Genomic DNA, 21,275 nt, shown 5'->3' with positions numbered 1-21,275 from the left:
ATGAGAGGTGATGAATATTTTGGTGAGTAGATAGGACTCTTAGCACCAAAAAAGCATCAACTCGTTAATCTGGTCTATACCAGATTTGTTAATGCAAAATAGCAGCCAAAAATGTCATTCATATGACAGTAAATAAAAAACTCACTAAAAATAGAAAATACATTGGGCTGGGTAAGATGGTGTATTTTTATTGGTTGGAAAAAAGAGCTAGGTAGTTGAGATGTATTAATCTCGAATAGAAATGTTTATTGTAACGGCATCATGTCGCCAAAATTCGTAATCAATTTCAATTACTTGCTTGTTTTTTTCATCATTACTTAAGTAATTAATTCTTTCGATATGAAGCCCTGGTTGACCCGCTGAAATCCCTAGATCGTTTGCTGCATGAGAGGGAAGCGAAGTGGATTTAAAGAATAAATCCATATTGTGATATTCAATTTGATATTTACTTTTTAGCAGTTGGCTTAACGATTGGGTGAGATCTTCCTCTTCAATGCCAGGTAATAGTGCAATATTAATGTACATTTTTTCGATCAATACAGGGCGTTGATCAATGTAACGTCGGCGATGTAAAAACAGCACAGGTGTGTTTTCAGGAATTCCCATAAGGGCGGCAATATGAGCCGTTGCGGGTTCTAATTGTTGCACCAGTTTTTGCGTGGATGGCTGACAACCTTGTTCGGCCACATATAAGTTAAAACTAAGGTAACTGGCTGGGTCATAGACCACAGTGGGTGGAGTAACAAACCAACCGCGACGATTTTGCCGATAAATAAGACCCTCTGCTTCTAAGTTTTGCAGGGCTTGTCGAACCGTGATACGAGTTAGTTTGAATTGTTCACCTATTTCTCTTTCAGACGGCAGCTTGGCACCAGCTAGCAAGGTGTTATTTGCAATTAATTCACTAAAGTAACGTTGTATTTGTTGGTAATGGCTGCTGGACATGGAGTGCCTGAAAATAAAAGATAATGAAAAACGAGTCTTAATATACTATTTTTTGTTTTTGACTTAAAAATCAAAAAGTGAATTTTCGTACTTTTTTGGAATCGAGCACATAAATTGAGCGGGTAGAGAGTGACAAGGTTAAAAATGCCCAATCTTGATGCGTTAAAACTTATTATATGTTTGTGGATGGACCGTCTACAATTGTGTATATAAAGCGCAAGAGTAGGTGTGATATCATGCAGAAAAAAACACGCAGTTAACTTTTATTTATTAGCAGGTTTACCATTCATGTTAAGAGGCTTTGACACGTTTCGAATGCGAGTCACTTTGTTATCTGGTGGTTTGCTTTTTTCTTTGAGCTTGGTGCTCATTGCTTCTTTTTACCAGCTTACCTCAACTCGTCTTTCGCAAGCGAGTGGCGAGTCACTAGTAAGCCTTAGCCAATCTGTTTCAAATACGCTAACTGCAAACTTACGTGAGCGTGAGCGCGAAATTTCTTTACTTAGTAAGCGCTCTTCCTTGTTTAAAGGTCAAAATTTAAGCGAGTTACAAGATGCGATAGATCAAATTAAAAACTCTTATAAAAATTACGCTTGGATTGGTTTTGCTAATGTTGACGGAATAGTGCTTGCGTCAGGTAATGGAATGCTAGCAGGAGCGGATGTTAGCCAGAGACCTTGGTTTATACATGGCAGTGAAGGCCCTTTTGTTGGTGATGTTCATAAGGCGTTATTACTCGAAAAAATGCTTCCTAAGCCGCAAGACGGCGCCCCAATTCGCTTTGTGGATTTTGCTGCACCAGTCATTGGCGAAAATGGTGAACTTAAAGGTGTGGTCGCCACTCATGCAGATTGGACGTGGGTAAGAGAGGTTTTGCAGTCTTCCCTGACTGAAGCGTCTAAAAGAAAAGCAATCGATATTTTTATTATCGATAATGGTCATAATGTTTTATACCCTGACAATCATCTGAATGATATTAAAGTCCCTGAAGGGTTGCCAGATGAAGGTCAATTCAAATCATTAATCTGGCAAGATGATAGAAAGTATCTGACCAGTTTAGTTCCAGTGCTATCTCCTAAATCTACCAATCTAGGTTGGCAAATTGTCGTACGTCAGCCAATGTCTATTGCTATGGCAACCGTTAATGAAGTACATAGATTATTGCTATTGTTTGGAGGGCTTGCCACTTTGTTTTGCATGTTCTTGGCTTACCAATTTGCGAGTACTTTAAGTCGTCCTCTTGAAAGGTTGGCGCTCACAGCTCAAAGTATTCAGCAAGGAAATCGTAATGCGACTTTCCAAGATGATAGTGAATTGAGCGAAGTTGCGAGCCTGAGTTGTTCATTAGAAAAAATGATGTCTTCTTTATTGGTGCGAGAACAGTCTTTAATGCAAATGAATCTCACGTTAGAAACAAAAGTACGCACTCGAACGGCCGAACTGGAAGCCAGCAATAGATCACTAGAAGTGATTGTACGACAAGACCCACTAACACAAAGTTATAATCGCTTGGCTTTAGATGAGGCCTTGCTTGGTGAATATAATTTAGCGAAGCAATCCCAGCGGCCGTTCGCTGTGATTATGGCCGATGTCGATTATTTTAAAAAAGTAAATGATGTATATGGCCACACGGTTGGCGATACTGTACTCAAAAAAATGGCTGTCCTGTTTTCTCGCCTGGTCGGAAGTAAGGGGATGGTTGCTCGATTTGGTGGTGAAGAGTTTACGGTTTTATTGCCAAAATTCAGTGTCGAGGAGGCTGAAATTATTGCTGAGACTCTGCGGGCAGCGCTTGAAAAAGAAGAGATGAATGATGGCTTATTTGTCTCGGCTAGTTTTGGTGTAGCTATCTACCACGCTGATGATTCACACTATGAGCAGGTGCTGAATCGTGCAGATGCGGCTCTTTATAGCGCTAAAGAACAAGGACGAAATAGGGTTGTTGTTAGTGTTTAGAAAGTGAATTTTTCCTATTAATCATGATGATGTTCATGACGGACATCATCTGTATTGGATTCTAGCGCTTCGAGTATGGTGCAATGCTCGGCGCTTTCTTCACCGCCACAGCAGGCATCGGATAGTCGTTTGAGTGAGGTTTGAAAACGAGTGAGTTCCGCAAGTTTCCTTTCGACAGTTGAGAGTTTGGTGTCGACAAGCTCTTTAACATCAGCGCACGCGTTGTCGGCTTTATTGACTTCAATTGAAAGTAATTCACGAATTTCTGCCAGAGTGAATCCAACGTTCTTTGCGCGTAGGATGAATTGCAGAATGTCTTTGTCTTTTTCAGTGTAAAGACGATAACCAGACTCAGATCGACTTGATGGGCTGAGTAGGGCGTTTTTTTCGTAAAAGCGTAATGTGTCATTGTTGATGTCACAGGCCTTTGCTAGTTCCCCTATGCGATACATTTCTTGCTCCTGTTTATTTCCTTTCAGTATAAACCTTAGATCTAGGTCCTAGGTCAAGATTCTCGTTAAGCATTTTTTATTTTTCTTTCACCTAAAATGTTTTACATTGCCGGCGCAAATGATTATGCATTTGATTTCATTGAATGGTCCAGTCGTCGTAAGTAGTGGAAGGTAGGTTGTAGTGGATGTATTTCATAGTGTCATTCTTGGACTGGTTGAGGGAGCGACAGAGTTCTTACCTATCTCTTCAACAGGCCATTTGATTGTTGTTAGTCAATGGTTGGGAATGGAGCAATCTGAAGGCAATAAAGCGTTTGAGGTGATTATTCAGCTGGCGGCTATTTTGGCGGTTGTCGCGAATTATAAAGAGCGTTTTTCTGTGAAGTATTTTCGTTTATGGTGCCAGGTATTCGTGGCCTTCTTACCGGTTGCTATAGTGGGCTTTTTATTTCGGCATCAAATAAAAGCGATGTTTTCCGTGTCTGTCGTAGCGACCATGTTTATTATCGGAGGTGGAATTTTTTTACTGACAGAGAGGTTTATAAAGCATAAGTCTCCGAGAGTGAATAGCTTGGATGATCTGGATTTTAAGCAGTCTCTGTGGGTCGGTATTGCCCAAATTTTTGCGCTTATTCCCGGTACCAGCCGTGCAGGCTCAACGATTGTGGGGGCCTTGCTTGTGGGATTAAGCAGAAAGGCCAGTGCGGAGTTTTCCTTCTTATTGGCGTTACCTGTGATGATGGCTGCTTCGGGTTATGCTCTTCTTTCCAATTATAACGAGTTCTCGGGGGATTTGTGGGTACCTTTGGCAATTGGGTTTGTAGTGGCTTTTCTAAGTGCTTTTATTGTTATGAAGCTGTTTATGGTGTTTTTGGAAAAATTTACCTTTGTGGCATTTGGCTGGTATCGCATTTTATTTGGCGTTCTTTTATTGGCTTTTGCGTGATAATTTCATTTATCTATGACTTATAGCTTAAGACGATTTTCCTAGTGTTGTGATTTACAGTGATATAGTGGTTTACACATCGGAAGGGATGTTTTGTAATGTTCCTTTCTGTTTACCTTTTCAATGTGATTCAGTGGGATGTTTGTCATGCGTCGTTGTTTTCCTTTCGCCATTTTGGCTTCCTTGTTAGCGGGTGGCTGTGCTTCTTCTGATAACACTCCTGTAAATCGTTCATTAGATTCTTTTAGAGGTTCTTCAGCTTGTTACGATCGAGAAACCGAGCCTTATACTCCGGTTGTAGACACGCATTTGCATTACCGACCATTTGACGGGCGGGCGATTCCTTTTAATGAGGTAAATGAGTATTTGTCTCGTACTACGGTGCGTTTTGCTAATGTTTATGGCATTGGGCAAATGTTGCCAGCTAATTCTTCTTGTTCTAATTATCTAAAATGCCCTGGCACACCTGTTTCACCGACGACGCGAAATGATTTTGTTAATGCTGCGAACATGGTGGAGTACAAGCCCGATGACCTTCATCTTACTCTGTCGATGACGTTCACGGATTTATCAAACCCAGAACCAACTGTTGCATTAATGGAGCTGTATGAAAAGGAATACCCTGGTTTGTTCCATTGGATGGGGGAGGTCAATTTAGTTAAGCAAGCTCAATTTAATAATCGACATAAACCAGCGACACCAAAAGACATCACAAAGTGGGCGGGGTTTATGGCGGAGTTAAGAGCCAGAGATTACCCAATTACGATTCATTCAGACATTGGTAACGATGCAACACCGACTTTGTATTTACCCTTAATGGAGAAAGCGTTAACACTCTATCCAGATAATAAAATTGTTTGGGCGCATATGGGGATTTCTTATGAGCAAAAATCGTTGGATGCTGCAACGCACATTGCTATTTTGTCGCGTTTGTTAGATCAATATCCGAACTTGATGTTGGATATTTCGTGGCGTGTTCTCGAAGATTACTATTTTAGTAAGTTCGGAAATCGGAGCAAATACGTTGCTTTTATTAATCAATATTCTGAGCGTATTTTGCCTGGGTCTGACTTTGTCGCCTTTCGGAATAATAGTTTTAAGGTGTATCAATCTGAATTGGAAGCGACTAGCCGAATTCTGCAATATATTGATGATGACGCCTTTCGCAACATTGCCTTGGGTGAGAATTATTTCAAATTATTAAACCTCGATTATCAGGCTCCACAAATATGCAGCAAGTAATAACATTTGATAGGTTCTTGCAGTTTGCATAGTTTATTCTTTGTCTTTCGTTGTTAAATTTCTCTACTTGTTCCATGCTTTTAGATGTGTATTTATTCGTACATTTAGGAGTATCTGAGTATGGGAAGGTTTATTTCAACATCGTCTAATCGTGGGCAGTCATTGGGTGAAGAAGTGGCAAATAGTATCAGCCACGGCTTGGGACTGGTGGCTGCAATTGTTGGTACTCCATTCCTTATTCTTAGTGCTATCGACTACGCCGACGTGAGTTTTGTTGTCGGTGTAAGTATATTTTCAGCCACTATGATTCTATTGTATTTGGCCTCGACTCTTTATCATGCAATGCCAAGAGGCAAAGCCAAATACGTTTTTCGGGTGATTGATCATTCCGCTGTGTATTTGTTGATTGCGGGGACTTATACGCCTTTTATGTTGGGCGTGTTAGAAGGTGTGTGGGGCTGGTCTTTGCTTGCTGCTGTCTGGACGTTAGCACTTATTGGCGTAGGACTTAAGGCGTTTGGTAAAGCTTCTCATCCTGCCATTTCCACCACGCTATATGTGGTTTTGGGCTGGCTTATTCTGATCGTCATTAAACCACTTGTTTCATTAATGGAGCCTAATGGCTTATTGTTACTGGTGCTTGGCGGTGTTCTTTACACACTTGGCGTGGTGTTTTTTGTGATTGATTCACGCTTACGATATGGGCATTTAGTTTGGCATTTATTTGTTGTCGGTGGGACTGTTTGTCACTATTTTGCAATTTTTTATTATGGCGCTTAGGAATAGAAAGTTGAGTTACTGTTGTTTTAATTTTCTTAAATATTCACTGGCCTAGTTTTGTTTGCCATCGATGTAGTGTTTTCAGCTGCTCTAATAACAAGGATTTATTTTCTGGGGTCAACTCGCTAAACAGCTTTAAAGCTGTCTGAGTTTCGTGGTTAAGCAGCAATTGGTTGATATTTTCTTCTTTTTTTTCGTCGCTCCCTTCTTGTTCTAAAAAATCCGAAATATTAGTTATTGGCTGTTCGCTGGCTGCGTAAAGCACAGATGGCTTGGTATTGAGCGCTTTAGCTAGTTTATGAAGTACTTTTTGGGACGGTTGCCTTAAGCCTTTTTCAATGCGTGAAACATTACTGGTAGCCATGTCAGCCTCCAGTGCAATTTGTTCTTGTGTCATCTTACGTTGAATACGCAAAATTTTAATAACGTGGCCAATGTTCATGGCAAGATTATCCATTTAATTTTGCCTATATGGCAAAACCTGTGAGGCAATTCACTTGACACTATTTGCCATATAGGCAATATTGACGAACCTTTGTGTCTAAAAGACAAATAATGGATGGTGACCTGTGTTAATCGAAGCATGCAGTAGAAGGATTTTTTTGTGAAAACTGATGGTTTGAATACTGAGCGTGATTGGCGAGAGTTACAAGAAACGAATAGTCGCTTTATTGTGTTAGACAGTAATGATCTTATTGTTTCGTGTAATGACAAAGCGAAACATGCTCGATTAGACTTACACAGAGAAAATACTCTTCTGTTAGATTGCTTCTGGCTAGACACTGATCAGCGTACATTTCGCTTGAGTAAATTCAAAAAAATTGCTGGAAAAGAAATCAAGCTTTTATTTATGCCGAGTGGCTCCGAAGCTCGTAGAGTGAAGGTGCTGGTGGAAGCGTTTCAACTGTTTGATCGGCAATATTACAGTCTACTTATTCAAGATGATCAAACAGAGTCTAGTCTAGATAATAAACATCCTTCTTATCAAATGGTGCAAGCATTTAGTGCCGACCTGAAAAAAAATTGTTAGAACTGCACTATCAACCTCAAATAAATATTTTGGATGATAGCCTTTACGGTGTTGAAGTTTTAGCTAGGTGGACAAGTGATGAATTCGGGAGCGTTGCACCGGACCATTTTGTTGCTCTTGCTGAAGAGTTTGGTTTGATAGCAGAGTTAGATTTATGGGTGTTGCGTCAAGCGTGTAAACAATTGGCGATATGGCGAGAGAAAAATATCCATATTCCTATTATCGCTGTTAATTTTTCACCGCTTAGTTTTCATTATCCTGACTTGAAAAATGTTGTTCAATCCATTTTACAACAGAATGGCATTCTGGCATCTAACCTTGTTCTGGAAATCACAGAAAGTAAAAAAATAAAGTCACCAGAATTTTTTGAGAATATCATTCATGATCTTCATCTGATGGGAATTTTCTATTTCTTTAGATGATTTTGGGACGGATTATTCAAATCTAAAAAGGTTGTTAAAATTTCCCGTTTCCCAGCTCAAGTTAGATCGCTCTTTTGTCAGTGAGCTGCCTAATAAACTATCAAAAGAATTAAGCGAGGTAGTGTTCTCTATTTGTCAAAAGATTGATGCTGTGCCAGTTGCTGAAGGTGTTGAAACACAACAACAATTATCTTATTTATCGACTATAGGCTATCAGATTATCCAAGGATATTTATTGTCTCCACCTTTATCGAGAGAGGAACTAGAGTATTGGATTGCAAACGAAGAGCATTTGAAAGTTCTGTGAATTAAAGGTGATATTTTTATAGACTCCAGTACCGTAGTTTATTGGGCTCAGGAGTTTATAGAATAAATACAAAAATGTATGCCCAAGAATGTTATCAAACGGAATATTTACAGCATGAATCGGCCAGCGAATGGAAGACTAGCAGCTCCGACGGCTTTTGGGGCTTTCGTTAATTCGCTAACGACAACTTCTGGTCCTGTTTCAGGTAATACCAATGCAGTGCTGATATTTTGAAGCATAGTATTGGGAATATAGGATGACAGTAGCAGGGCTTCAACATCAACAAATTGACTTGCGTCGCGTAGTTTCTCGCGAATGAGTGCAGAGCATTGTTCTGTCCATTCTTGCAGGTCTTTTGAGTGTTGAGACTCCTGCTCTGTTAGTTGTTCTAATTCATTAATAGATAGGTTATCTGATCCTAGTCGTTTCTCAAGCTCTAAGGTTCCGCCGTCATAGGTTGCGCTAGTTGCACTACGAAGAATTTGGTGGTTCAACACAAGGCGGGAGTGGATTTGGGCACCAATATAAAAGAAAAGGTAGTTCTCTAGGTTTTTGGCCTTCCCGAACATGCTTTCGCCAGAAGCGGCTGAGGTTATATCGGTTTGAATAAATACCTCTAATGAAAACTCTTTTTCAAGTAGTTCTCGGAGAACATTTAGCGCCTCAGATTCGCGGAAAGTATCAGCCAAAGCAAGACCAATTCCGGCGACTCGCTCCCTTTTCTTAACGGACAGTTTTGAAAGAAGTTCTTCTACTGCCACAAAGATATCAGGGTGTACTATATCATTTCCTGGAAATTCATGGGAAAACTGAGAGTGTGCGGTAATCTCGCCTAAAAAATTGATCAAGACGACATGGGTCTTGCGAATACCGATACTAATCCCTATTGAATAGGCGCCCTCTGCATTAAGGGAAAGGGGGATGGTCGGTGGCCCCACGCGGCCTTTTTGTGCGCTGCCACTAACGATAAGGCCCTCTTTTTCGAGTGAACGCACTATGACTGAAACAGTCTGCGCGGATAACCCTGAACTCTCACCAATCTTTAGTCGTGAGATATTACCATTGCGCAAGAGCATTGAAAGAACCAAGCGTTCATTGTGACTACGTACTCTAACGGCATTTAATCCAGACGTACGGTCAGCAATACGGAGTGGATTTGGGGGGGAAAAGCGCATGTCTGGCATTAGCAAACTTCCATGATTTGAATCTTAATTATCATTTATCCATCCAATATTAACTATCTCTTGAGCAAGGGCTTCACCTAGTAAATGGTGTGCTTGGAGGTCCATGTGGAACCCATCTTCAGGGGCGCTAACACAAACGGATGAGGCATCAAAAAAATGGACTTCTAGTGAGTCGGCCATTATTTCGTAGGCCATGGCCAGCTCTCGTGAAGTTTTCTGTGCTCCTTCGAATATGGCTGACCATTCTTTAAGGTCGTTTAGCATAGGGGGAGGAGAAACAATCAAGATTTCGGGTACACGTCCGGCTGGACCCGGCGCAAGTTCTTTGATGTCGTGTACTAGACAGCTGATTCCCATTGCGACTTCAGACGCTGTTAGCCAAAATCGACGTTTCAGGTCATTGGTTCCTAGCATCAGTATGATTAAGTCCAGTGGTGCATGGCTTTGCAGACAGGGTGTTAAATAGCGCCGACCATTCTTATGCTTGCCTTCAACTGGGTCGTTGCGAACCGTAGTACGGCCACTCAATCCTTCTTCAATGACATGCCAACTACTTCCTAGTTTACGTGCTAGAACACCAGGCCATCTGTCATCTGGTCCAAATCGCTCCGTAGATTGACCGCCTGGTATTTGGCCGTGTGTATTGGAGTCGCCATAACAGAGAAGATTTTTCATGAGGGAATGTCCACCGCTGAGGTTTGTACTACTTATTTATTAACTGCTTAATGGCTTTTGTTTTTGCCATTGCGTTTGATTATAGGCAGTTTGGGCGAGTTTGTGCAACAACAATAATTATTCACTATGAATGATTTAGTTAATCATTCATAGTGAATAATTATTGACTGGTAGATGTTTCGCTGTATATACTTTCTTTCATAGTGGTGGGTAGACGAAGGAAAACTGCTAGTGGAATTGGATTTTTAGAGGGGCTGATGAGGCCAAGTCTGTGGACTTTTTGGATGAGGCGTTTTCTATAGTTCCATATCCGATGAGATGAATTTATGTGTTCGTGGGTTCTAACCCGTATCTAAAAACAAAAAAATAGGAGTAACACATGCGACAGCTACAAAAGACACTAAAATTTGGACTGATACCCTTAATTGTATCTGGTTTCCTAACGAGCATTGCTTTGGCTGAAAGTGATGTGGATATTATTGCTGGTGATGTGATGCAGGGCATTGCCATCAATCCTGATAATACAGCCATTGTTAAAGCTGATTCCTATAAGACAGAAGCGCCTTGGGTTATTGGCATGAGTCATTTTGGTGTCAATGCTAATACCTGGACTGTGCAGGTTGCACATGAAGCGGAATATGCAGCGAACTTGGATGGTCGCATCACAAAGTTCATTATGCTTGATGCTGGTTTTGACCAAAGGAAACAGGTTGCCGATATTGAAGATCTGATTGCTCAGGAGGTGGATGCAATCATAGTAATGCCCGTGACGACCACTTCTGCTAACCGTGGCATAGAGAAGGCCATCGCGGCGGGGATCCCTGTTGTGCTTCATACTGGACGAATCAATTCTGATGCCTTCACTACTGAAATTCAAGGTGGTGCTGAGCATTTTGGTAAGGTAATGGGGGATTGGCTAGTTGATCAACTGGATAAAAGAGGAAATATTTGGGTATTGCGTGGACTTGCTGGACACCCTGAAGATACCAACCGCTACAATGGATTATTACAGTCAATCAAGGGTACTGATATCAAGATTGTTGCTGAAGGTTACGGTGATTGGCAATATGATAAAAGTCGTAATATCTGTGAAACGCTTTATTTGAGTAGCCCAAATGTAGATGGAATCTGGTCTTCTGGGGCGGACATGACCCGTGCTTGTATTGACGTTTTTAAACAGTTTGGTGCAGATATTCCTCCTATATCAGGTGAGGGAAATAACGGTTATTTTGAGCAATGGATATCCGATGGCTTTCCTTCAATTTCACCTGAGTATAGTCCTGCTCAAGGTGCCGCAGGTATTCGAGCTGCTGTTGCACTGCTGGAAGGCAAACCACTTCATCGTAGCTATATATATCATCCATCAGGATGGGATCGTGAGCGAGCAACGAAACAATACCGTGAGGATCTCTCAGCAAATGTTTGGTGGCCATCAGAGTTGTCAGAAGAGCTATTGCAGCACTACTACGACAAGTAATACAACACTCTCTTGGTTGCGTGGTACTGGAGGGTGGTACATTCCAGTCTCCAGTATTCGTCGAACAATAAGCAAATCACCCAAACATAGGAGAAATTAAGTTGACAATTATTGTAGAGATGCACGGGATTAGCAAAGCCTTTGGACATAACCAAGTGCTAAACTCAGTTTCATTCTCGCTGAATTCTGGCAGTGTGCATGCTTTGATGGGTGAAAATGGTGCTGGAAAATCCACTCTTATGAAAATTCTTGCTGGCGTGCATCAGCCCGATGCCGGACAAGTCAAGATTAATGGCCAAAAAGTTAATCTTCTGTCCCCTCGCGATGCTCTTGACTCTGGTATTTCTACTGTTTTTCAGGAGCATTCGCTTCTGCCTAATCTATCAATAGCTGAAAATATGTTTCTTGGTCGAGAGCCGCTAACTCGCACTGGGGCAATTGATTATGACGCTATGATACGGGATACACGTCGTGCTTTGGATGAGTTGGGGCTTGACCTCGATCCAACCCGACTTGTCTCAACGCTGACCATTGGCGAGCGACAGTTCGTAGAGATTGCTCATGGTATTGAAGCTGACGCCAGCGTGATGATTCTTGATGAACCAACTGCCGCACTTAATGCCGCAGATGTTGAGGTGCTCAATACTAGTATTCGTAAACTTTGCGAACGTGGTAAGGCGGTTGTCTATATTTCACATCGGATGGAAGAAATCTTCAATATTTGCGATACCGTGACGGTTCTTAAAGACGGAAAACTGGTTGGTGAACAGGCTATTTCTGACCTCACACCTAATGTATTGATCGAAATGATGGTTGGGCGGGAGTTAACCAGCCTGTTTCCAGCACGCTCGACTATGGCGGGAGAGGTGGTGCTGGAACTAAAAGACATACAACTCACGGAAAACGCCCGTCCACTTTCGCTAACATTACATAGAGGTGAGATAGTTGCCCTTGCAGGCTTAGAAGGTCAGGGGCAGCAAAAACTTTCGCGTGCGTTGATCGGACAGCATGCACTATTTTCGGGTCAAATTAGGGTTAAGGGGGTGATTTTGGAGTTACCGTTTTCTGGTATTACGGGTATCCGTCGTACTCAAAAACTTGGTCTTGGGTTTGTGCCTGAGGATCGAAAGGAAGAGGGATTGTTTTTGGAACTGCCGATTTTACATAACATTGTTATTGGTCTGCACTCTCGCCGCGCCGCTATTGCCCTTGTTCGAAAATATCGGCCCGTAGTTGCAGATATTATGCAGTCGATGAACGTCAAAGCGCCAAATGCCAGTGCGAGAGTTCGATCCTTGTCCGGAGGCAATCAGCAGAAGGTTTTACTTGGACGCTATTTGGCTGCTAAGACTGACATTCTTGTTATTGAGGAACCGACGCGCGGAGTGGATATTGGGGCTAAGTCGGAGATTTATCGATTATTAAGGGAATTTACTGAGCAAGGTGGTGCGATCCTTGTTCTTTCTAGAGAAACTCTCGAACTGATTGGTTTAAGTGACCGATTGTATGTCGTGCATGAAAATACCATTGTCGCTGAAATGTTGGCGATTGAGGCCACAGAGCACAGTATCCTCAATGCTGCCTTGAAAACTGATAAGAAGGCCCACTATGCGTAAGTACATTGATATTTTGACTCGTCGGAATACACGCCAAGGTGCATGGGGCTTTCCTCTCCTAGTTTTTCTAGGGATCTGTGTGTGGTTGTCTTTTAATACAGCACGTTTTGCGACGATAGAAAATGCTGAAAACCTGATTGCTCAGGCGATGCCTTTGATCATAGTAGCTATTGGTCAGATGTTGGTGGTATTGGTTGGAGGTCTTGACCTATCCGTTGGTGCGGTGATCAGTTTTACCACGGCTATCTTGTCATTAGATGCACCGACAATAGTTTTACTCCCTGTAGTTTTTGTTCTCGCTGCATTGGTCGGACTGATGAACGGTCTGGTCGTGACACGTTGTAACGTGCATCCGATTATCGCTACATTAGCAATGCAATATATGTTGCTGGGGGCTACACGTCTGATCCGTCCTGTGTCAGGCGGTGAAATTCCTCAATTGGTGCTTGACTCCGTTTCAGGTGAGTTCTTCGGTATACCATTTCCCGTTTTCTGGGGGATCGTCGTTGTGCTTATTGCTTGGAAATTGCTCTACAGATCTCGATATGGACTACACCTGTTTGCTATTGGCGGTGGGATGGCTTCTGGTCAAACCGATGCAGCTCATAATTTCGGCATTGCCGTTCGTCGAAATATTGTACTTGCCTATGTTGGGTCTGCTTGTTTTGCCACCATCGCTGGTATCTTTTTGGCTGGGAGAATTACTTCTGGTGATCCGAATGTTGGATTGCTGTTTGAGCTTGACAGCATTACTGCTGTCGCGTTGGGCGGTACTCAATTGTCAGGTGGTGTTGGCAGCCTACAGGGAACGGTCATTGGTGCGTTAGTACTGGCACTCATGTCGAACGGGATGAACCTAGTCAATCTTTCGCCCTTTGTTCAAACCGTTGTGAAAGGTGGAATTTTACTCATTGTCGTCGGGTTACAGTCCCGCAAGAAAATGGGGCTTTAAATTATGTCCAAAATTCAATTGCAGACCTTAGTTCAGCGAGTTTTACGGATTCCACCATCTTATTTGGTTTTCATTTCCCTGTTCTTGATCCTATGGCTGACACGACCACAAATGCTAAATCTGAACATTTTGGGTGTGTTTCTCCGTCAAGTAGCCCCTCTTGGTATTCTTGTACTAGGTCAGTTGCTAGTAATGCGGGTGAAATCGATTGATCTTTCGGGTGGGGGGGTAATCCTGCTGGTCAATTATTATATTTCCTCGGGCATGTTTCCCGGTGCATCTCTTCCTGCCTTTATATTTCTCGCGGTTGCCACGGGGTTTATCGTCGGAATGTTTAACGGTTGGATGATCGCTAAGCGACGTGTGTCTGCAGTGATCGTGACACTCGCGGTGAGTATCATTTTGATCGGGATGGTTCAGTTCCTATCCAGTGGGAGTCCGCCGGGAAATGTACCGACATTTTTAAGAGATATCTACAACACCCGTACGGGAGTCATGCCTAATCCGGTCATTTTCTGGGCATTCTTGACTTTGATTATGTCGTTGTTCCTATCGCTTTCTGTCTATGGTCGATTTGTAACCTCAGTAGGGGAGAGCGCAGAGGCGGCACATTTCTCAGGGGTGCCTGTCGAGCGGACAGTCATAGTGGCACATACAATGGCGGGCGTTATTGCCGGAATTGCTGGTTTGGTGCAAACCGCATCTATTGCCGTAGGCAGTGTTCGAATTGGTTTAGATCTGCCTATTCTCGCTGTGGCGGCGACGATTCTTGGTGGTGTCGCCTTTGGTCGCGGTGAAGGTGGTGTATGGGGACCTTTCTTTGGTGTTTTATCCTTCTCTTTGCTATTTGTTGTGCTGACCATTTATGGCGTAGGCGAGCCAGGGAAACTGGTTGTGCAAGGCGTGATCATTCTTTTGGCTGCTGTATTTTATGGAATACGGTCCAAAAGTTAAGCGGAATGAATAAGAGAATAGCCCTTGGAAGAGTGTGGTGGGAATCTGAGCCGTTTTCGCTGATATGGGTAGCATCACGCCCCATTATATTATGGTCTATAACCAATTTGACTAAACACAACTAACTCAAAAAGGACAAATAAAATGACGAATAAAAAGAGCATACTTTGTTATGGGGACTCTTTGACTTGGGGCTGGATACCAGTCGAAGAGGGGGCTCCGACTTGCCGTTACCCTTATGAACAGCGTTGGACAGGCGTGATGGGAGGGTTATTAGGCTCGGATTTTCATGTAATTGAAGAAGGTTTGAGTGCACGTACTACATCGTTAGACGACCCCACTGACCCACGGTTGAATGGCTCCAGCTACCTGCCTTCCGCGCTGGCCAGTCATCTTCCGCTAGATCTGGTTATTATTATGTTAGGCACCAATGATACAAAGGCTTTTTTTCACCGCTCTGCGTTCGAGATAGCGAATGGTGTTTCTAAATTAATTGGGCAAGTGATTAGTTGTGCTGGTGGTGTTGGTACATCGTATTCGGCGCCTAAGGTTCTTCTCGTCGCACCGCCGCCACTTGGTAAATTGAAGCATATTTGGTTTCAAGGCACATTCGAAGGAGGGCTTGAAAAAACATTGGAACTGCCCAAATATTATGCAGCCTTGGCTGACTTTATGAACATCGAATTTCTGAATGCTGGCGACTTTATTACAACTGACGGTGTGGATGGCATCCATTTCACGGTCGAAAATAACGCTGCTTTGGGCAAGGTAATTATGGAGAAAGTTAAGATGATTTTCTCATAGTTTTTCTATGTAATTAGCTGCTATTAATAGGATATGCACACAAACTTGATGGATAAAAATAAGTGGTATTTTACCATGGTGATATTTTGTTTCTCACGGAAGAGGACTTCACCTTAAGAGATAGGTATTAATAAACTAGTTTGCATGGTATGTCTCCTTTTTTATTTAAATAACCACTCTGTTTTCATTGAATTAAAGAACCGCAGTGCTCGTAGGGGATAGATATCTTCCAAACTATATCAAGTGTATATTGCCTACTCTGGCGTTGAGTCTTGATCAATGCAAAATTCTTTTCTAGGTAATGCTAATAGTTTATGACCATCCCTCTAAATAATGTCTCTGAAGTTGATGTGACTTGTTCAAACTGCCAAGCCTGTTGCTGCCGGATGGAGGTCATGATCATCAGTGATACTGGTGTGCCTGATAAACATATTTCGGTGGATGAGTGGGGTGGGGAAACCATGTTGAGATTAGACGATGGTTGGTGCTCTGCCGTTGATAGAGAGACCTATCTTTGCACTATTTATGAAAACCGTCCGTGGATTTGTCGTGAGTTCGAAATGGGATCCGATGAGTGTAAGGAAGAGTTTAATGTTATCAGGTAGAGGTGAATCATAGTCGCAGGGGGAGTTTTATGAACGCAACGCAATTTGGGTTTAATCCAGAATACGCAGAAGAAGCGCCAACGCTTGATGAGATTAATAGTCTAAAAGGTGTGGCCGTTTTGGAGTTCGGGGCGCCTTGGTGCGGTCATTGTCAGGCTTCTCATGATTCCGTGAAAGAAACCATGCAATCATACCCAGATATGGCTCATATCAAGGTATTTGACGGTAAAGGAAAGCGTTTGGGGCGCCAGTTTGGCGTTAAATTATGGCCGACTTTAATCGTTCTGAAAGATGGTCAAGAAGTGAGTCGTATTGTGCGTTTTACAGCCTCTGACGCCGTTCGTGAATTATTAGACATGGCGATTTAAGACGTGAAGGAAGTAGATTGCTTAAACGGTTATATCGATGAGGCGACCAATGGTTTTATCGGATGAATCGATGACTTTGGCATTGGCTTGCGCTTCTAGGACGCTGCTCTTTGCTTCGATCAATCCATCCTGAATTGGTGAACCGTAAAGTCCAGCATCCTTGGTGGCAGTTGGTTGGCTTAAGGTTTGAGTCGATGCATCCGCTACTTTTTGGCTTGCTTGGTCTAGCTTATCTTGACTACGCTGTAGGCCTTGTTGACCATAGATAAATGACGAGTTATTGATTTGCATAGTCGTACCTTTATTCCACATTATTCGATAAGTCTAACACAATAGGGCGTACGTTTTTTAGACAATGATTGTTTTTTTATGTTTTAAATTGAAAGTAGTTTGAACGGAGCTGGTAGGGCGTATGAACATGGTTATCCAAAAAGTCGTTACTGCTATTACGCTTATTCTTTTTTTGTCGCCTGCAATGGCACTGAACTCACTTGATACTGCGAACAAAGTACTTTTTTACCAAACTATAGATGATAGCTCTGCTTTGCCTGATGCAGAAAAAATAGACGCTTTAAGTCGTACTTTGCTTGGTTCTATCTATGTGGGCGGTAGTGTTGGAGAAGGGGAGCAGGGTAAATATGACAAAGACCCGCTGACCCGTTTTGATGTGTTTGATTGTACTACCTATGTTGAAACTGTGTTGGCTGGCGCTATTTCTAGTACGTCTGATGAGTTTCAGTCAAACTTACAAAGTATTCGCTATCGAAACTCGAACGTTGATTTTGTTTCTCGTAATCATTTTCCGAGTGTTGATTGGTTTCGCAACAACCAAGATAAGCTAATGGACATCACGCCGGATGTTGGCCATGGCCAAGCGCGGGTTGCGAAGGCGATGATAGATAAGTCTGCGTGGTATAAGTATCTTACTGGTGATGTGCTGCAATGTGATGCCGATTCTTCTAGCGAATGTCTAACTTTGTTGAATCAGTTACATGAAGAAGGCCGTATTTATTCCGCAGAGCCTGCTTATATCCCTTATGTACCATTAACGGCGCTGTTTGGTGGTAACACAAATGAGGTTAATCAGGCACTTTTAGATCGTATCCCTTCTGGCAGTGTGATCAGTATGGTACGGCCTAATTGGGATATAAAGAAATACATTGGTACGAATATGAATGTCTCGCACCAAGGTCTGGCTATTCGTAAAAACGGTACCTTATTTCTTCGACATGCTAGTTTGACGAACAAAAAAGTAATGGATGAAAATTTCGCAGATTACTTCTCTCATTACTCTAAAACCTCTTCTTTAAAAGGCTTTAATGTTCAAGTATTAAGACGCTAGCGGTGTGATTATTTTTTGCGACTGCTCTTTTTAAAGTTAGTACTGAAATGCTGAAGATGTAGCTCCAATGCATCGCAAGAAATTGTGATCTCGCGTACGGATAAATACAAAGAGTACATTAGGCAGATTAGGCTCGCCCCGAAAATGTAACTGCCTATTTGTTGATACTCAAGGTAGATCGCCATCATGGATAATACACACAGAAAAAAGCTAATCACCCCAGCTTCTTGCATGCGTCTTATTAAATAAATACGTTTACGTAAGTTGGCAATTTGTTCTGTTGTATTTGCGTCTTCGAGTTTTGGATCAAAGTTACGAATAATCGATGCCAATGTAACAAAGCGGTTCGTATAAGCCAAAAGCAATAAAGAAACGGCGGGGAACAACATTGCGGGAGTCGTTAGAGTGATAATCATGCTGGGTCCTGCTGATCAATAAATAAAGACAGTGTTTTACGCTGTTTAGATACCTTATATTACGCCTTCAATGTGTTTTTTTGAACTGCGTTTACCCCTTCTGAAAGTATAAAAAATAAGCATTGTATCGTAGCAACTTCCTTCTATAATGCGGCCTATATTGACGTTCTGCCTTTCGGTATAAAGAGAGAAAAAATGAGTGATGTGTTTAGTATCGGCCTGCTGATTATTGCTGGTGCCTTATTTGCTATGGCTGAAATTGGCATGGCGGCGGCTAGGAAGATTAAGCTGCGAGTCTTAGCGGATGAAGGTAGCGTTAAAGCGCAAGCTGTGCTTGCCTTGCAACAAAAACCAGGCGCTTTTTTTGCCATGATTCAAATTGCGCTGAACGCTATTGCTATCTTAGGTGGTATTGTTGGTGAACAGGCTCTGACGCCTTATATTAAGCAGCTTGTTAGTTTGCTTTATGCTGGGCCTTTATTGGATCAAGTCAGCTTTGTTGTTTCCTTTCTGTGTCTGACGTCACTTTTTATCCTATTTGCCGATCTATTACCTAAGCGCTTGGCGATGATTATGCCAGAAGCCGTGGCAATTCGAATGGTCACGCCTATGCTCTGGGTGACCTTTCTATTAACACCAGTGGTGTTTCTATTTAACGGTTTTACTAACTTGGTTTTACGTTTATTTAATGTGCCTATTGAGCGCCAAGAAGTTGTTACTACAGAAGACATTGTTGCCATGATGGATGCTGGCGCAGAAGACGGCAGTTTGCAGAGCCAAGAATATCAATTGATTGGCAATGTATTCGAATTAGAAACTCGAAACATTTCCAGTGCCATGACGCCACGAGATCAGATTATCTATTTTGATATCGATGACAGTAGTGAAGAGATCAGCCAAAAAATTATTGATCATCCACATAATGACTTTTTAGTTTGTAATGGCAGTTTGGATAAAATCGAAGGCATTATTGATTCGAAAGAAATACTACGCTTGGTACTTAAAGGTGAGTCAGCACAAATCAAACCTGAAAAAGTCGATAAAGAGGTTTTTTATCTGCCAGAAACCTTGACGCTTTCCGAAGCGCTTAATGCATTTCGAGTAGCGCCACAAGCTTTTGCTGTCATCGTGAATGAATACGCAACAATTGTTGGTATCGTAACGGTGAAAGACTTATTAGGTGGCTTTATGGGCGGTTTGTTAACGCCTCATGATGAAGAGCAAATAGTACAACGTGATGCGAACTCTTGGTTGATTGAAGGGTTAACGCCGATCAATGATGTGATGCGCAGTTTGAATATAGAAGAGTTCCCTGATCGTACTCAATATGAAACGCTTGGTGGTTTTATTACTTACAGCTTAAAGCGTTTACCAAAGCGTACGGACTTTTATGTTTATGACAGCTATAAGTTTGAAGTATTAGATTTGGAAGGCGTCAGAGTTGAACAGCTGTTAGTGACTAAATTAAAGTAGCAACGTAAATGGGATAGACGGTATGAAATTAGTTGTGGGGACATTATCGACTTGGTCACTACGGGCGCATCTTTGTAGTCAGATTGCAGGTATCAAACTAGATCTTATCCCAATTAATTTGGAAGCTAAGGGCTATAAAGCTGAAGTATTAAAATACTCGCCGACTGGATTGGTGCCAGTATTGCTGGTGGATGATGTTGTTGTACACGATTCTTTGGCGATTACGGAATATCTTAATGAATGCTCCAATGGCGCACTTTACCCTAAGAATCAGTCTGAAAGGGCACAAGCAAGAAGCCTTTGCATGGAAATGCATTCAGGCTTTATGACTCTGCGTGGTCAATGCGGGTTTACCTTTGATCCAGTGGCTCCATTGGATAATTTATCGGACGCGCTGAAAAAAGAGATTGAGCGTATTGAAACGATTTTTGCCCACGCAAAAGGACCTTTTATGTTTGATCAAGCGGGCGCGGTAGATGCTTTCTACGCGATTCTTGCCTTCCGTCTAAAAGCGTATGGAGTGTCTTTGGATGGTAAAGCAGGCGAGTATCAGCAGAGCTTATTAGGCTGGCCTTTGTTTAATAACATTATGACACTTTCTCGATCATGGTCTTAATAAACAGCAAGCTCCTTCAAGTATTCTTATTGTGCTGCTTTTAGTGCATGAAAGTGTTTTTATGTGCCATATAAGAAAGCTATGTCAAGAAACTAAAGGATAATTCGACTAATGGGGAAAGAGACTTTCTTTAGGGGATGTTGACGTATCCTTGCGGTTTTCGGTGCTAACATGATATTTCCAAAATCATGAAAGATAAGGAAAACCAAGATGGCCCGTTTAATTAAAAAGTTAATGAAGGTGCAGGTATTTAATCGTCACATTGAAGCACTTGCTGATATTGAGACAGGAAGTGATTCGGATATGGATGAGTGGAAAGGCTGGGATGCTTGGGTTGATGTTAAAAAATAAAGTTTTTTTCTAGTTCTTGTGTTTAAAAACATACGATGCGTAACCAACACAGAGGGGTCGTTATGAGTCGATTCTAAAAAGGGTGAAAAATATACATCATAGTATTTTTTACCCTTTTTTATTTATGCATCTGGTGACCTGTTCGAAAATATTTTCGATTTACGCCGTCTTGCTTTTTTACCCTATATTTCATATTTAAAGATCAATTATAAAAAAAGGAAAGAAGGTGTGTTTTGTTGAGTGCATTTGACCATCATAAATTAACCAAGTAGTGTAAATAGTGAATGGTAAGGCGATTATTTATAAGCGTTTATTATTTTGTACTAAAAAAATGTTACTTACCTTTTTGTAATACCCACTAA

Annotated in this window: 25 protein-coding genes; 18 read left to right on the top strand and 7 right to left on the bottom strand. The window is 41.9% G+C overall.

All coding sequences use genetic code 11. The annotated features are described in order from the left end of the window. Nucleotides 1–225 precede the first annotated feature (225 nt). On the bottom strand, nt 226–945 hold the full coding sequence (locus AC2A4J_RS13075; protein ID WP_484176331.1) for a UTRA domain-containing protein: 720 nt from the start codon (nt 943–945) through the stop codon (nt 226–228). Nucleotides 946–1,233: 288 nt separating this feature from the next. Between AC2A4J_RS13075 and AC2A4J_RS13070 the strand changes: the two genes are divergently transcribed. Then, on the top strand, nt 1,234–2,901 hold the full coding sequence (locus AC2A4J_RS13070) for a sensor domain-containing diguanylate cyclase (protein WP_484176330.1): 1,668 nt from the start codon (nt 1,234–1,236) through the stop codon (nt 2,899–2,901). A 17-nt stretch (nt 2,902–2,918) separates the two neighbouring features. On the opposite strand, the gene zntR is transcribed toward AC2A4J_RS13070, so the two are convergent. After that, entirely contained in the window at nt 2,919–3,353 is a 435-nt protein-coding gene (gene zntR / locus AC2A4J_RS13065) for a Zn(2+)-responsive transcriptional regulator (RefSeq protein WP_484176329.1), read from the bottom strand. A gap of 181 nt (nt 3,354–3,534) precedes the next feature. On the opposite strand from zntR, the gene AC2A4J_RS13060 reads away from it, so the two are divergent. From AC2A4J_RS13060 to trhA, 3 genes are all read left to right on the top strand, one after another. Then, a complete protein-coding gene (locus AC2A4J_RS13060) occupies nt 3,535–4,299 on the top strand; it encodes an undecaprenyl-diphosphate phosphatase (protein WP_484176328.1) in 765 nt (254 codons plus the stop codon). A 147-nt stretch (nt 4,300–4,446) separates the two neighbouring features. Beyond that, complete coding sequence (locus AC2A4J_RS13055) at nt 4,447–5,541, top strand: amidohydrolase family protein (RefSeq protein WP_484176327.1); 1,095 nt, start codon at nt 4,447–4,449, stop codon at nt 5,539–5,541. A 120-nt stretch (nt 5,542–5,661) separates the two neighbouring features. Next, entirely contained in the window at nt 5,662–6,321 is a 660-nt protein-coding gene (gene trhA / locus AC2A4J_RS13050; RefSeq protein WP_484176326.1) for a PAQR family membrane homeostasis protein TrhA, read from the top strand. Nucleotides 6,322–6,364: 43 nt separating this feature from the next. On the opposite strand, the gene AC2A4J_RS13045 is transcribed toward trhA, so the two are convergent. Continuing rightward, nucleotides 6,365–6,778 carry a helix-turn-helix domain-containing protein gene (locus AC2A4J_RS13045; protein WP_484176325.1) on the bottom strand — a complete coding sequence of 138 codons (414 nt, stop codon included), beginning with the start codon at nt 6,776–6,778 and terminating at the stop codon, nt 6,365–6,367. Between the two features lie 147 nt (nt 6,779–6,925). On the opposite strand from AC2A4J_RS13045, the gene AC2A4J_RS13040 reads away from it, so the two are divergent. From AC2A4J_RS13040 to AC2A4J_RS13030, 3 genes are read left to right on the top strand one after another with little or no spacing between them, the layout of a single operon-like run. Further along, nucleotides 6,926–7,351 carry a hypothetical protein gene (locus AC2A4J_RS13040; protein WP_484176324.1) on the top strand — a complete coding sequence of 142 codons (426 nt, stop codon included), beginning with the start codon at nt 6,926–6,928 and terminating at the stop codon, nt 7,349–7,351. Next, complete coding sequence (locus tag AC2A4J_RS13035) at nt 7,345–7,773, top strand: EAL domain-containing protein (protein WP_484176323.1); 429 nt, start codon at nt 7,345–7,347, stop codon at nt 7,771–7,773. The genes AC2A4J_RS13040 and AC2A4J_RS13035 overlap by 7 nt, the downstream gene beginning before the upstream one ends. 31 nt (nt 7,774–7,804) lie before the next feature. Continuing rightward, a complete protein-coding gene (locus AC2A4J_RS13030; protein WP_484176322.1) occupies nt 7,805–8,080 on the top strand; it encodes an EAL domain-containing protein in 276 nt (91 codons plus the stop codon). Between the two features lie 107 nt (nt 8,081–8,187). On the opposite strand, the gene AC2A4J_RS13025 is transcribed toward AC2A4J_RS13030, so the two are convergent. Both AC2A4J_RS13025 and AC2A4J_RS13020 read right to left on the bottom strand, forming a co-directional pair. Next, the gene (locus AC2A4J_RS13025) at nt 8,188–9,264 is read right to left on the bottom strand and encodes an ROK family transcriptional regulator (RefSeq protein WP_114410318.1); all 1,077 of its coding nucleotides are present in this window, start codon (nt 9,262–9,264) and stop codon (nt 8,188–8,190) included. 24 nt (nt 9,265–9,288) lie between these two features. Continuing rightward, on the bottom strand, nt 9,289–9,939 hold the full coding sequence (locus AC2A4J_RS13020) for an SGNH/GDSL hydrolase family protein (RefSeq protein ID WP_114410317.1): 651 nt from the start codon (nt 9,937–9,939) through the stop codon (nt 9,289–9,291). A gap of 379 nt (nt 9,940–10,318) precedes the next feature. Here AC2A4J_RS13020 and AC2A4J_RS13015 point away from each other — a divergent pair, with 379 nt between their 5' ends. From AC2A4J_RS13015 to AC2A4J_RS12985, 7 genes are all read left to right on the top strand, one after another. Beyond that, nucleotides 10,319–11,416 carry a substrate-binding domain-containing protein gene (locus tag AC2A4J_RS13015; RefSeq protein ID WP_484176321.1) on the top strand — a complete coding sequence of 366 codons (1,098 nt, stop codon included), beginning with the start codon at nt 10,319–10,321 and terminating at the stop codon, nt 11,414–11,416. Between the two features lie 101 nt (nt 11,417–11,517). Next, a complete protein-coding gene (locus AC2A4J_RS13010) occupies nt 11,518–13,032 on the top strand; it encodes a sugar ABC transporter ATP-binding protein (RefSeq protein WP_484176320.1) in 1,515 nt (504 codons plus the stop codon). After that, nucleotides 13,025–13,984: an ABC transporter permease gene (locus AC2A4J_RS13005; protein ID WP_114410314.1), complete on the top strand. Its 960-nt coding sequence runs from the start codon at nt 13,025–13,027 to the stop codon at nt 13,982–13,984. Before AC2A4J_RS13010 ends, AC2A4J_RS13005 begins: the two co-directional genes overlap by 8 nt. A 3-nt stretch (nt 13,985–13,987) precedes the next feature. After that, a complete protein-coding gene (locus tag AC2A4J_RS13000) occupies nt 13,988–14,938 on the top strand; it encodes an ABC transporter permease (RefSeq protein WP_114410313.1) in 951 nt (316 codons plus the stop codon). A gap of 144 nt (nt 14,939–15,082) precedes the next feature. Next, nucleotides 15,083–15,742 carry an SGNH/GDSL hydrolase family protein gene (locus AC2A4J_RS12995; protein WP_114410312.1) on the top strand — a complete coding sequence of 220 codons (660 nt, stop codon included), beginning with the start codon at nt 15,083–15,085 and terminating at the stop codon, nt 15,740–15,742. Between the two features lie 314 nt (nt 15,743–16,056). Then, complete coding sequence (locus AC2A4J_RS12990) at nt 16,057–16,347, top strand: YkgJ family cysteine cluster protein (RefSeq protein ID WP_255825855.1); 291 nt, start codon at nt 16,057–16,059, stop codon at nt 16,345–16,347. 29 nt (nt 16,348–16,376) lie between these two features. Beyond that, complete coding sequence (locus tag AC2A4J_RS12985; RefSeq protein WP_484176319.1) at nt 16,377–16,715, top strand: thioredoxin family protein; 339 nt, start codon at nt 16,377–16,379, stop codon at nt 16,713–16,715. 21 nt (nt 16,716–16,736) lie between these two features. On the opposite strand, the gene AC2A4J_RS12980 is transcribed toward AC2A4J_RS12985, so the two are convergent. Next, nucleotides 16,737–17,006, bottom strand: a complete 270-nt coding sequence (locus tag AC2A4J_RS12980; RefSeq protein WP_484176318.1) for a hypothetical protein — start codon at nt 17,004–17,006, stop codon at nt 16,737–16,739. A 121-nt stretch (nt 17,007–17,127) separates the two neighbouring features. Between AC2A4J_RS12980 and AC2A4J_RS12975 the strand changes: the two genes are divergently transcribed. Then, nucleotides 17,128–18,057 (top strand): N-acetylmuramoyl-L-alanine amidase-like domain-containing protein, encoded by a 930-nt coding sequence (locus AC2A4J_RS12975; RefSeq protein WP_255825852.1) that lies wholly within the window; start codon nt 17,128–17,130, stop codon nt 18,055–18,057. Nucleotides 18,058–18,065: 8 nt separating this feature from the next. On the opposite strand, the gene AC2A4J_RS12970 is transcribed toward AC2A4J_RS12975, so the two are convergent. Further along, on the bottom strand, nt 18,066–18,473 hold the full coding sequence (locus AC2A4J_RS12970) for a DUF2721 domain-containing protein (protein WP_255825851.1): 408 nt from the start codon (nt 18,471–18,473) through the stop codon (nt 18,066–18,068). Between the two features lie 195 nt (nt 18,474–18,668). On the opposite strand from AC2A4J_RS12970, the gene paeA reads away from it, so the two are divergent. The 3 genes from paeA to AC2A4J_RS12955 all read left to right on the top strand — a co-directional run bounded on the left by paeA (nt 18,669) and on the right by AC2A4J_RS12955 (nt 20,913). Then, nucleotides 18,669–19,946, top strand: coding sequence for a polyamine export protein PaeA (paeA, locus tag AC2A4J_RS12965; protein WP_114410307.1), 1,278 nt, complete (start codon nt 18,669–18,671; stop codon nt 19,944–19,946). A gap of 22 nt (nt 19,947–19,968) precedes the next feature. Continuing rightward, nucleotides 19,969–20,562 carry a glutathione S-transferase N-terminal domain-containing protein gene (locus tag AC2A4J_RS12960; protein ID WP_484176317.1) on the top strand — a complete coding sequence of 198 codons (594 nt, stop codon included), beginning with the start codon at nt 19,969–19,971 and terminating at the stop codon, nt 20,560–20,562. Between the two features lie 210 nt (nt 20,563–20,772). Then, on the top strand, nt 20,773–20,913 hold the full coding sequence (locus tag AC2A4J_RS12955; protein ID WP_255825848.1) for a hypothetical protein: 141 nt from the start codon (nt 20,773–20,775) through the stop codon (nt 20,911–20,913). The last annotated feature ends 362 nt before the right edge of the window (nt 20,914–21,275 follow it).

It is taken from the genome of Marinomonas sp. ATLA20 (assembly GCF_057180105.1).
This window is presented reverse-complemented; position numbering and strand designations above follow the sequence as displayed.